General features: G+C 43.0%; 8 protein-coding genes. 7 read left to right on the top strand and 1 reads right to left on the bottom strand.

Annotated features, from left to right (window positions below; translation table 11 throughout):
- The first annotated feature begins 68 nt into the window (after positions 1–68).
- The 4 genes from QM968_RS02660 (at position 69) to lepB (ending at position 6,586) form a co-directional block, all read left to right on the top strand.
- Positions 69–3,170, top strand: coding sequence for a DNA polymerase III subunit alpha (locus QM968_RS02660; RefSeq protein ID WP_414382032.1), 3,102 nt, complete (start codon positions 69–71; stop codon positions 3,168–3,170).
- A gap of 84 nt (positions 3,171–3,254) precedes the next feature.
- The gene (gene pfkA, locus QM968_RS02655; protein ID WP_414325264.1) at positions 3,255–4,268 is read left to right on the top strand and encodes a 6-phosphofructokinase; all 1,014 of its coding nucleotides are present in this window, start codon (positions 3,255–3,257) and stop codon (positions 4,266–4,268) included.
- A 69-nt stretch (positions 4,269–4,337) separates the two neighbouring features.
- Complete coding sequence (gene pyk / locus QM968_RS02650; protein ID WP_009732647.1) at positions 4,338–5,843, top strand: pyruvate kinase; 1,506 nt, start codon at positions 4,338–4,340, stop codon at positions 5,841–5,843.
- 182 nt (positions 5,844–6,025) lie between these two features.
- A complete protein-coding gene (gene lepB / locus QM968_RS02645; RefSeq protein WP_414382029.1) occupies positions 6,026–6,586 on the top strand; it encodes a signal peptidase I in 561 nt (186 codons plus the stop codon).
- An 87-nt stretch (positions 6,587–6,673) separates the two neighbouring features.
- Here the strand turns inward: lepB and QM968_RS02640 are convergent, their stop codons facing one another.
- A complete protein-coding gene (locus QM968_RS02640; RefSeq protein ID WP_070589324.1) occupies positions 6,674–7,867 on the bottom strand; it encodes a cation diffusion facilitator family transporter in 1,194 nt (397 codons plus the stop codon).
- 191 nt (positions 7,868–8,058) lie between these two features.
- On the opposite strand from QM968_RS02640, the gene pcrA reads away from it, so the two are divergent.
- From pcrA to QM968_RS02625, 3 genes are all read left to right on the top strand, one after another.
- Positions 8,059–10,344 (top strand): DNA helicase PcrA, encoded by a 2,286-nt coding sequence (pcrA, locus tag QM968_RS02635; RefSeq protein WP_414382027.1) that lies wholly within the window; start codon positions 8,059–8,061, stop codon positions 10,342–10,344.
- A 219-nt stretch (positions 10,345–10,563) separates the two neighbouring features.
- The gene (locus QM968_RS02630) at positions 10,564–11,835 is read left to right on the top strand and encodes a DUF2130 domain-containing protein (RefSeq protein WP_414382025.1); all 1,272 of its coding nucleotides are present in this window, start codon (positions 10,564–10,566) and stop codon (positions 11,833–11,835) included.
- 3 nt (positions 11,836–11,838) lie between these two features.
- Entirely contained in the window at positions 11,839–12,639 is an 801-nt protein-coding gene (locus QM968_RS02625; protein ID WP_414382023.1) for an alpha/beta fold hydrolase, read from the top strand.
- Positions 12,640–12,675 lie beyond the last annotated feature (36 nt).

Below are 12,675 nucleotides of genomic sequence, written 5' to 3'. Positions count from 1 at the left end.
TGTGTAGCAGTGGTGTTTTTTTGTACAATAAAGAGTCCCAAAAATAGACAAGTGAGGGAGGAGAAAAAGTGATTGCACAGCTGGATACAAAAACAGTCTATACTTTTATGGAAAGCCTTGTGACCCTAAAAGACTATGTCCAAAAGGCTAAAAGCTTGCGCTATGATGCTTTAGGAATGATGGATGTGGATAATTTGTATGGAGCTTATGAGTTTATCGAAGCTTGTCAGGAGGCAAATATTAAGCCCTTAGTCGGTTTGGAACTTGAACTGGAGCTCGGGAATGAAACGATTCCCTTTCGGATGTTGGCCTTATCTACCAAGGGATACCAGAATCTGCTGAAGATGTCGACCGTCAAGATGATGGGGAAGAGCAATTGGGAGGATGTAAAGCATTTGACTGAAGGGGTAGCAGTCATTGTCCCAGCTCCTTTTGCCAGCGAAGAATTAGCACTTGGTCTGGATTACTTGATCGGGGTGTTTGTGGATACTCCCGCCCAAGTGTTTTCGCACCCTGTGATTCCTCTTCATACTGTTCGATTTTTTGAGGCTGGGGATATGGAAGCTATGCAAATGCTAGCTGCTATTAAAGAAAATCAAACCTTGACCGAAACCGGACCAATTGATCCTGCCCTTGTCCTAAAAGCTCCTCAGGACTTGGAGAAGGATTTTGCAGAAACATTTCCGCAAGCCATCACAAATCTTGAAAAACTTGTCCAAGGGATTCATTATGACATGGATACCCAATTGAAATTACCTCGCTTCAATCCTCAAAGACCCGCAGTGGAGGAACTCAGAGAATTAGCCCAAGCGGGTCTTCTTCGAAAGAACTTGACCAGTCCGGTCTATCAAGAACGTCTAGAGCATGAGTTAGAGATTATTCATCAAATGGGCTTTGATGATTATTTCTTGATTGTCTGGGATCTCCTTCGTTTCGGACGGAGTCAGGGATATTATATGGGAATGGGGCGTGGATCAGCTGTAGGCTCGCTGGTAGCTTATGTCCTTGAAATTACAGGGATCGACCCTGTAGCTAAGGATCTCCTCTTTGAGCGCTTTTTAAATGTGGAGCGCTACACCATGCCAGATATCGATATTGATATTCCTGATATTTATCGTCCAGAATTTATCCGCTATGTGAGAGACCGGTATGGGAGTTACCATGCGGCTCAGATTGTCACCTTTTCAACCTTTGGAGCCAAACAAGCCATTCGAGACGTCTTTAAACGCTTTGGAGTTCCTGAGTACGAATTGACTTCTATTACCAAGCGGATTGGTTTTAGAGATACACTCACAACCGCTTATGAACAGAATTTAGCTTTTCGACAAGTAATCCATAGCCGGGCAGAATTTGAGCGTGGTTTTGAGATTGCTAAAAGAATTGAAGGCCAACCAAGACAGACCTCTATCCATGCGGCGGGTGTTGTGATGAGTGACCAGGATTTGACGGACTACATTCCTCTCAAGTACGGAGAAGATATGTTCGTCACCCAGTATGATGCCCATGCAGTTGAAGCCAATGGTCTGTTAAAGATGGACTTTTTGGGCCTGCGCAATTTAACCTTTGTTCAGAAGATGAAGGAAGCAGTCCATGAAAAGTACCAAGAAGAGATTGTGATTGAAGCCATTGATTTAGAAGATCCAGCAACCTTGGCCTTGTTTGCGGCAGGAGATACCAAGGGGATTTTCCAATTTGAACAGGCTGGAGCCATCCGCCTCTTGAGACGGGTGAAACCCAATCATTTCGAAGAAGTGGTAGCGACCACCTCTCTCAATCGTCCGGGTGCCAGCGATTACATCGATAATTTCGTCAAAAGAAAGCATGGCCAAGAAAGAGTGGAGATTTTGGATCCAGCCATTGAAGAAATCTTAAGACCTACTTATGGCATCATGCTATATCAGGAGCAGGTCATGCAGGTTGCCCAACGCTTTGCAGGTTTTAGCCTGGGGAAAGCCGATATTTTACGGCGTGCCATGGGTAAAAAAAATGCGGCGGAAATGCATAAGATGGAAGACGATTTTGTCCTTGGTGCTCAAAATTTAGGTCATACGGAAGAAAAAGCTAAAGAGGTCTTTGCGATCATGGAAAAATTTGCTGGTTATGGCTTTAACCGTTCCCATGCTTATGCCTATTCTGCCTTAGCTTTTCAAATGGCCTATTTCAAGGTGCATTATCCCGATGTTTTCTTTGATATCATGCTCAATTATTCGAGTAGCGATTATCTGACGGATGCTCTTCAGTCTGATTTTAAAGTCGCGCCATTATCCATCAATACCATCCCTTACAGAGATAAGTTTCAGGATCGAAAAATTTACTTGGGAATGAAAAATATCAAGGGACTCCCCAGGGATTTAGCGTATTGGATTATCGACAATCGCCCCTTTGAAAGTGTCGAAGATTTCATCTTAAGACTTCCAAGGCAGTACCATAAATTGCCTCTCTTGACTCCCTTAGCGGAGCTTGGATTGTTTGATATTTTTGAAAAGAATAGACGCAAAGTCCTTCAAAATTTACCGAATTTGTTTGTTTTTGCTGATGAATTAGGAAGCTTGTTTGCAGATTCCAATTACTCTTGGATAGAGACAGAAGACTTTAGCCAGGCTGAAAAATATGAGAAGGAAGAGGCGATTATTGGAGTTGGCCTTAGCAACCATCCACTGGTTGCAATTGGGAAAACAAGTCCTTTTGAGATCCAGCCTATTGCCCAACTTGTACAAGGGGAGCAAGCACGCATTCTTATTGAGGTACACAGCATTCGAACCATTCGAACCAAGTCGGGGGAACCGATGGCCTTTTTGCAGGTCAGCGATACTAAGAACAAATTAGATGTGACCCTTTTTCCTGAAACTTACAATCGATTCTCTTCCTTGATCAAAGAAGGTGGTTACTACTACTTGACTGGAAAGGTTCAAGAGCGAGATGGTCGTTTGCAGATGATTTTAGCGGAAGCTCAACTAGCGACCAATGAGAAATTTTGGTTGCAATTGTTTGATCATGGTCAGGATAAAACGATTCTGTCTATTTTAAAAAAATATCCAGGGCCGTATCCTGTAGTATTGCGCTATGAGGATGAGAAAAAAACTCTTCAATTGAAGGGCTATACAGTTCAGAAAAACCAAGAATTAGAAGAGGAACTAAAGAATCTCGTTATGAAAACGATTTATCGATAAAAACTGCTAAAAATACGAGAATTTTGATTTTCTTTGTGTTATAATTACGTAGAATGTAAAAGAAAAAAAGGAGCAAATATCGAAATGAAACGTATTGCTGTTTTAACCAGTGGTGGAGATGCCCCTGGAATGAATGCTGCTATCCGTGCAGTTGTTCGCCAAGCAATTTCAGAAGGAATGGAAGTCTTCGGTATCTATGATGGATATGCCGGAATGGTTGCTGGTAAAATTAAGCCACTTGATAGATCATCTGTTGGTGATATTATCTCCCGTGGAGGGACCTTCCTTCACTCTGCTCGTTTCCCTGAATTCGCTCAGCGCGAAGGTCAATTAAAAGGGATCGAGCAATTGAAGAAACATGGAATCGAAGGTGTTGTTGTCATTGGTGGAGATGGTTCTTACCATGGAGCGATGCGCTTGACAGAACTTGGATTCCCAGCTGTTGGTCTTCCTGGTACCATTGATAATGATATTGTTGGAACTGACTTTACAATTGGTTTTGATACGGCAGTTACAACTGCAATGGACGCCATTGACAAAATCCGTGATACTTCATCTAGTCACCGTCGTACCTTTGTTATCGAGGTTATGGGTCGCAATGCTGGAGATATTGCTCTTTGGGCAGGAATTGCTTCTGGTGCAGATGAAATCATTATTCCAGAAGAAGGATTCAAGATCGAAGAAGTTGTTGAAAGTATCAAAGAAGGTTACGCTAAAGGTCGTACCCACAACATCATCGTTTTGGCTGAGGGTGTGATGTCTGCGGATGAATTTGGTCAAGCTTTGAAAGATGCTGGAGATACAAGTGACCTTCGTGTGACGGAGCTTGGTCACATCCAACGTGGTGGTTCACCAACTGCACGTGACCGTGTCCTTGCTTCACGTATGGGTGCACACGCAGTTAAATTGCTCAAACAAGGAATCGGTGGTGTAGCCGTTGGAATCCGTAATGAGAAGATGGTGGAAAGCCCAATCCTTGGTAAAGCAGAAGAAGGAGCGCTCTTTAGCTTGACAGAAGAAGGTAAGATTGTGGTGAACAATCCCCACAAGGCTGATCTTGACCTTTGTGAGTTAAACCGTAACTTGTCTTCAATCTAATTCTATTTCATAAATTTGTTAATCTGGTCCTAGAAAGACAGATATATTTAAAAAGGAGTCACATAAATCATGAACAAACGTGTAAAAATCGTTGCAACTTTGGGTCCTGCGGTAGAAATCCGTGGTGGAAAAAAATTCGGTGAAGATGGATACTGGGGTGAAAAACTTGACGTTGAAGCTTCAGCACAAAACATTGCTAAATTGATTGAAGCAGGAGCTAACACTTTCCGTTTCAACTTCTCACACGGTGACCACCAAGAACAAGGTGAACGGATGGCAACTGTTAAACTTGCAGAAAAACTTGCAGGTAAAAAAGTTGGTTTCCTTCTTGATACTAAAGGACCAGAAATTCGTACTGAATTGTTCGAAGGTGAAGCTAAAGAGTACTCATACAAAACTGGTGAAAAAATCCGTGTTGCAACTAAACAAGGTATCAAATCAACTCGTGAAGTGATTGCTTTGAACGTTGCAGGTGCGCTTGACATCTATGATGACGTTGAAGTTGGTCGCCAAGTATTGGTTGACGATGGTAAATTGGGTCTTCGTGTTGTAGAAAAAGATGATGCAACTCGTGAATTTGTCGTTGAAGTTGAAAACGACGGTGTGATCGCTAAACAAAAAGGTGTGAACATCCCTAACACGAAAATTCCTTTCCCTGCTCTTGCTGAACGCGATAACGATGATATCCGCTTCGGTTTGGAACAAGGTATCAACTTCATCGCGATCTCATTCGTACGTACTGCAAAAGACGTCAACGAAGTTCGTGCCATCTGTGAAGAAACTGGTAACGGTCACGTTCAATTGTTTGCGAAAATCGAAAACCAACAAGGTATCGATAACTTGGATGAAATCATTGAAGCTGCTGACGGTATCATGATCGCTCGTGGTGACATGGGTATCGAAGTACCATTCGAAATGGTTCCAGTTTACCAAAAAATGATCATCACTAAAGTGAACGCTGCTGGTAAAGTTGTTATCACTGCAACAAACATGCTTGAAACAATGACTGAAAAACCACGTGCGACTCGTTCAGAAGTATCAGACGTATTTAACGCTGTTATCGACGGAACTGACGCTACAATGCTTTCAGGTGAGTCTGCGAATGGTAAATACCCACTTGAGTCAGTAACAACAATGGCTACAATTGACAAGAACGCTCAAACTCTTCTTAACGAATACGGACGTTTGAACTCAGATACTTTCGAACGTAACTCTAAGACAGAAGTTATGGCTTCAGCTGTTAAAGATGCTACTAACTCAATGAATATCAAATTGGTTGTTACCCTTACTAAGACTGGTCACACAGCACGTTTGATTTCTAAATACCGTCCAAATGCTGATATCTTGGCATTGACATTCGACGAATTGACAGAGCGTGGATTGATGTTGAACTGGGGTGTTATCCCAATGTTGACTGAAGCTCCATCATCAACTGATGATATGTTCGAAATCGCTGAACGTAAAGCAGTTGAAGCAGGTCTTGTAGAATCTGGTGACGATATCGTTATCGTTGCAGGTGTGCCACTTGGCGAAGCTGTTCGTACAAACACAATGCGTATCCGTACAGTACGTTAATAAAGACAATTGTTCTTAAAACCTTGCTCGTTGATCGAAAAGGATCAACAAGCAAGGTTTTTCTTTTTCTCGTTGACTTGTCTATCGGAGGAAGTTATCAAGTGAATTCTCACTAATGTTTACTTTCTCTTTTTTAAAGATTGAAAACATGGTATAATAAATAAAAAGGAAGGGAGACACACATGCCAAGGAGAGATTTAATTAGAAATATCGTCATTGTCGGTGTACTAGTATTAGCACTGATTTTATTGCGAATTTTTGTATTTCATCCATTAACAATTACTGAGAAAATGGCCAATGCTTCTGTAAAAAATGGGGATCTCGTTGTGGCAACTAGAAATGCTCAGGTGGATCGCAGTGATTTGGTTTTATACAAGGTTGGTGGAAAAGAACACCTTGGACGTGTCATTGCTAAAGAAGATGATGAAGTTAGCTATGTGGATGATGTTCTCTATTTGAATGGGCAGGCAACGCCAGAACCTTACTTGAATAACATGCTCAACAAACATCTAGCGGCTCCAACCAGTAATGGCTATTACACAGATGACTTCTTCTTATCAGAGTTAAAGGGAACCAAGGCTGGCCGGGTACCATCGGATACTTACTTGGTTTTAAATGATAACCGTGGGGACACAGAAGACAGTCGGGAGTTTGGGTATATCCATAAAAATCAGATTGAAGGAGTTGTCAATCTTCGTCTCTACCCCCTCAATAAATTTGGTTTTATAAAAGTTGAAGAATAGTCGAAAGGCTATTTTTTCTTACAAAAAAGCTACTGCAAAAAGGAATTGCAGTAGCTTTTTGTTCTGGTTAAATTGAGGGAGAGGGATCTATTTTTCTTGTTTACTAGTGATTTGGTGAAAGACCTTTTGCCAGTGTTCATGGCGACGCCAGAGACTGGTATGAACCTGGTTGTGTAATTCATAGCGAATCAATTTGGTCTTTTGACTGATGGATTCGATTTCGAAATTCTTAAAGGGAATTTGATGCTCTTCTTGCAAACGAACGAGATCCTCTTTGTGGCTTTCTTGACCGAATTCATTAATGAGGGTGAAGTTGTCTGCTAGGAGGGTTGAATATTCCTGCTGAGCCTGCAAGCGTTCTTCATAAGTTTTTAATTTGAGAAGGACATTGTCCAGGATCTCATCTTCTGGGATAGAACTTGGCTCCACATGCACATCGATGTCAAAGACGCCAAATTTTTCCTTAAGAAGGCGCTCGACCTCTTCGGTAATGGCATGACTCTCATAAACAGAGAGGTCTGGATTCATTTCGATGACGACATCTAGGTAAATGTTGCTTCCGTAAGTCCGTCCCCTTTGGGATTTGACCCGGCTGACTTTGGGCAATTCTAGAATGGCAGCCTTGTATTTATCAAGAAGACTTTCATCAAATCCATCTGAGAGGCTGAAGGAGGATTCAATGAAAATGTCGTAGGCAGTTTTTAGGATAAAGAAGGTAATAACGATGGCCACTAATTGGTCTACAATCGGATAGTTAAGAGCACTAGCTCCAATCGCAACAGAGGTTCCTAAAGAAGTGACCACATCAGACAGGTTATCTTTAGCAGCAGCATTGAGGGCCTTGGATTGGGCTTTCTTGGCTAAATTGCGGTTATGAAGATAGACCGCAAACATGACAAGGGCTGACCCAACTCCAACAATGGCTCCTAAAGGATCAATAACAGTTGTTTCCCTGCTGAGGATTTTTTGAACCGTATCTCGTAGGACATCAAAGCCCACATAAAACATGATGATGGAAGTTACCAGGCTAGCTAGATCTTCAATCTTCCAATGACCAAATCTGTGGTCGCGGTCAGCTGGCTGGCGGGCCATTCGAATGCCAATGAGAAGGGCGACATTACTGATAATATCTGATAAGTTATTAAAACCATCAGCAACCAAACTAGAGGAGTGAAGGAGGTGGCCGGTTGCTAACTTAGCAGCGGATAGGAGCAGGTAGGCCACAATACTAATTAGGGCTCCACGTTCGGCTAGTTTTAAATTACTTTGTGACTTTTCCACGAGTCCCTCCTTACTTTTCATTTTTTATTTCATTCGTTTCCTCGTTTTCCTTTGATAAAGAAAAACGTATCTTCTTAAAGATTCATTATAGACTTTTTACGCTTAAAATTCAAATGAAGCCGACCATTTTCTCAAGGAGAAAGAGGCAAATTGTGGTATAATAGAACGATTGAATGAACGAGGAGTATGAGATGAATCCTTTATTGAATGGTATGAATGATCGCCAAGCGGAGGCGGTCCAAACGACGGAAGGTCCCCTCTTGATCATGGCGGGGGCGGGTTCTGGTAAGACACGTGTCTTGACCCATCGGATTGCTTACTTGATTGATGAAAAAATGGTCAATCCTTGGAACATTTTGGCCATTACCTTTACCAATAAAGCCGCTCGGGAGATGAAAGAGCGGGCTTATCAGCTAAATCCGGCGACTCAAGACTGCTTGATCGCCACCTTCCACTCCATGTGTGTGCGTATCCTTCGACGCGATGCGGATCACATTGGTTACAATCGTAACTTTACCATTGTTGATCCAGGTGAGCAACGAACACTGATGAAACGTATTCTCAAGCAGTTAAACTTGGATCCTAAGAAATGGAATGAACGAACCATTTTGGGGACCATTTCCAATGCCAAGAATGACTTGATCGATGAAGTGGCTTATGCCGCCCAAGCGGGGGATATGTACACCCAGATCGTCGCCAAGTGCTATGAGGCTTACCAAAAGGAATTGCGTCAGTCAGAAGCAGTGGACTTTGATGATTTGATCATGCTGACCTTGCGCCTCTTTGACCAGCATCCAGATGTCCTGACCTATTACCAGCAGAAGTTCCAATACATCCATGTAGATGAGTACCAAGATACCAACCATGCCCAATACCAATTGGTCAAACTCTTGGCTTCTCGCTTTAAAAATATCTGTGTTGTTGGGGATGCTGACCAGTCTATTTATGGCTGGCGGGGAGCAGACATGCAGAATATTCTGGACTTTGAGAAGGATTATCCTGATGCCAAGGTCGTTTTGTTAGAGGAAAATTATCGCTCCACTAAAACCATCCTACAAGCAGCTAACGATGTTATCAAAAACAATCGCCACCGCCGTCCGAAGAATCTTTGGACCCAAAATGCTGACGGGGAAGAGATTGTCTATTACCGGGCTAATGACGAGCAGGATGAAGCGGTCTTTGTTGCTAAAACCATTGAAGAGCTTAGTCGCGAAGCTGGCTACAAACACCGTGATTTTGCGGTTCTCTACCGGACAAATGCCCAGTCACGGACCATTGAAGAAGCCTTACTCAAGTCCAACATACCTTACACTATGGTAGGGGGTACCAAGTTCTACAGCCGGAAGGAAATTCGGGATGTCATTGCTTATCTGAACTTGATTGCTAACCTCAGTGACAATATCAGTTTTGAGCGCATCATCAATGAACCTAAGCGGGGAATTGGGCCAGGTACAGTGGATAAGATTCGTGATTTTGCCCAAATGCAAGGGTCCTCACTCCTAGATGCATCGGCCAATATCATGCTCTCTGGCATCAAAGGAAAAGCAGCCCAAGCCATCTGGGACTTTGCCAATCTCATTCTTGATTTGAGAGAAAGATTGGACCAGCTGACCATTACAGAGTTGGTCGAAGAAGTCCTTGACAAGACAGGTTACATGACGGCCCTAACCAATCAGGGAAATTTGGAAAGTCAGGCCCGCATCGAGAATATCCAAGAGTTCCTGTCTGTTACCAAGAATTTTGATGAAAATGGCGATTCTGTTGAAGACGAAACAGGTGTGGAGACCTTGAGTCGTTTCTTGAACGACTTGGCCTTGATTGCCGATACAGATGATGGGGCCCAAGAAACTTCAGAAGTAACACTGATGACCCTTCACGCGGCCAAAGGCTTGGAGTTTCCAGTTGTCTTCTTGATTGGGATGGAAGAAAATGTCTTTCCACTTAGTCGTGCAGCAGAGGATCCGGATGAGTTGGAAGAAGAACGTCGTTTGGCTTACGTGGGGATCACGCGGGCAGAGAAGGTTCTCTTCTTGACCAATGCCAACTCACGTTTGCTCTTTGGGCGGACCAGCTACAACCGTCCGACGCGCTTTATCAATGAAATTAGCTCGGATTTATTGACCTACCAGGGCTTGGCCCGTCCAGCAAACACTAGCTTTAAGGCTTCTTATAGCAATGGTGGCGGAACGACCTTTGGAAAAGGAATGAGTCTGTCACAAGCACTTCAAGAGCGCAAGAGACAAGCAGCTCCAAGTGCTCTCACGTCATCAAGCCTCCCCTTTGGCAATAGTAACCGAGCGGGTGCCAAAGAAACCGTCGCTTGGTCCATTGGCGACATTGCTATTCACAAGAAGTGGGGCGAAGGAACTGTGCTTGAAGTCTCTGGTAGTGGCAATACCCAAGAGCTCAAGATCAATTTCCCAGAAGTGGGTCTCAAGAAACTCTTGGCAAGTGTCGCGCCGATTGAGAAGAAATAAGTGGAGACCAGTAAGCTAAGTCCACTGTTTAAGATTATAAACAAGCAACATCTTTTCAGAAATCTAAAGTTGTTACTGAATGAGACTATTGAAAAAGTATTTTGGAACTAGTTCAATAGAGAAATGAATTTTCAGTTAAAACCAGCAAGCCTCGTTTGCTGGTTTTGATTTTACTGGTAGCATGATATAATATACTAAGAATAGAGAAAGAGGCATGCTATGAACGAAATCAAGTGCCCCAATTGTGGGGAAGTATTTACAGTCAATGAAAGTCAATACAGCGAACTCTTGTCACAGGTACGGACAGCGGAGTTTGACAAGGAAATTCATGAGCGGATTCGGCAAGAGTTGGCTTTGGCTGAGCAAAAGGCCCTTAATGAGCAGCAAGAGAAGTTAGCCAAGAAGGACCAAGAAATTGCCCAGTTACAAAACCAGATTCAACAGTTTGATACCGAAAAAGAATTGGCCAAAAAGGAAGTAGAGCAAAGTGCTAGTCAAAGTCTGCTAGAGAAAGAAAAAGAAGTTCAAGCACTGGAGAATCAGCTGGCTACCTTACGCTTGGAGCATGAGAATCAACTTCAAAAGACTTTATCTGCACTGGAAAAAGAGCGAGACGAGGTTAAGAATCAGCTAGCCTTGCAAGAAAAGGAAGCAGCACTCGCCCAGACTTCTCTCAAAGAGCGCTATGAGGTAGAGCTGCGGCAGAAAGACGAGACCATAGAGTTCTACAAGGATTTCAAAGCTAAGCAGTCTACTAAGATGATTGGTGAGAGTTTGGAACAGCACTGCGAGTATGAGTTTAACAAGAATCGTATGGCTATGTTTCCACGAGCTGAGTTTGGCAAGGACAATGATGTCAGAACCGGCAGCAAGGGTGACTACATTTACCGTGAGGTGGATGAAAATGGTGTAGAAATCCTCTCTATCATGTTTGAGATGAAAAATGAAGGCGATGAGACAGCGACCAAGAAGAAAAACGAGCATTTCTTCAAAGAGCTGGATAAGGACCGGCGTGAGAAAGGCTGCGAGTATGCTATTCTGGTGACACTTCTTGAGGCTGACAGCGAGCTCTATAATTCGGGTATTGTCGATGTGTCCTACGCCTATGAGAAGATGTATGTTATCCGGCCTCAGTTCTTCTTGCCCATGATTACCCTCTTGCGTAATGCGGCTCTTAACTCTCTTAAATACAAGCAAGAACTAGCACTTATCCGTGAGCAAAATATTGACATCACCCACTTTGAAGAAGACCTGGACGCCTTCAAGGTTGCATTTGCTAAGAACTACAATTCAGCTTCGGTCAACTTCGGTAAGGCCATCGATGAAATCGACAAAGCCATCAAGCGGATGGAAGAAGTCAAGAAATTCCTCACCACATCAGAAAACCAACTTCGCCTCGCAAACAATAAGCTGGATGATGTTTCCGTTAAAAAATTGACTCGGAAGAATCCAACCATGAAGGCCAAGTTTGATGCTCTGAAAGGAGAATAATCTTTGTATTCAGCTAAGAACGCTACCTTGTCCATGAATGGGAAAACCATGGACTATGTGACATTTGGAAAAGGAAAGGACCCTCTAGTAATAATACCAGGCTTGGGGGATGGACTACAGACGGTTAAAGGAAAGGCCCAGCTCTTTTCCCTTTCTTATCGTCTACTTGCTAAGTACTATAAAATCTATGTTTTTTCTCGAATCAATGAGTTGAAGCAGGGCTATACGACGCGGGATATGGCAGCAGATGTAGCAGAAGCAATGGAGACACTAAACTTAGATACCGCTTATGTCATAGGGATTTCACAAGGTGGAATGATTGCTCAATGGCTAGCTGCAGATTTTCCAGAAAGTGTTCAAAAGCTCATCCTAGCTGTGACAACAGCGAAGCCTAGTCAACTTGCTAGAGAGCGAATTGAGCATTGGCAAAAGCTTAGTCAATCTGGAACTTTTAGAGATCTCATGCTGGATATTGCACAGCACTCCTACACGCAAAAGAGCTATCAAAAGTGGCGGTTGCTTTATAATATCATGGGTCGCTTGGGACGAATTAAGGATAAGAAACGAATTGCCATTCAATCTCAGTCTTGCCTTACTCACAATAGCCTTGAGGTCTTAAAGGACATTCATTGTCCGACCCTGATCCTTGGTGCCCTTGAAGATGATGTGATTGGTGTGAAGGGATCCAAGGAACTGGAAAAAGCGATTTCGGGTTGTCAGCTCCTTATTCTTAAGCATTCAGGGCATGCTCTGTATGAAGAAAATAAAGTATTTCAAGAGGCTATCTGTGGATTTTTACATTAAAAAACGCTGGAAAATTTTTCCAGCGTTTTTATTCTA

The organism is Streptococcus sp. OMI870, from assembly GCF_047460295.1.
Lineage (GTDB): Bacteria > Bacillota > Bacilli > Lactobacillales > Streptococcaceae > Streptococcus.
This window is presented reverse-complemented; position numbering and strand designations above follow the sequence as displayed.

Coding starts and splice junctions, on each gene's coding strand:
- pfkA (WP_414325264.1), top strand. CDS start 3,255: ATGAAACGTATTGCTGTTTTAACCAGTGGTGGAGATGCCCCTGGAATG.
- pyk (WP_009732647.1), top strand. CDS start 4,338: ATGAACAAACGTGTAAAAATCGTTGCAACTTTGGGTCCTGCGGTAGAA.
- lepB (WP_414382029.1), top strand. CDS start 6,026: ATGCCAAGGAGAGATTTAATTAGAAATATCGTCATTGTCGGTGTACTA.
- pcrA (WP_414382027.1), top strand. CDS start 8,059: ATGAATCCTTTATTGAATGGTATGAATGATCGCCAAGCGGAGGCGGTC.
- QM968_RS02630 (WP_414382025.1), top strand. CDS start 10,564: ATGAACGAAATCAAGTGCCCCAATTGTGGGGAAGTATTTACAGTCAAT.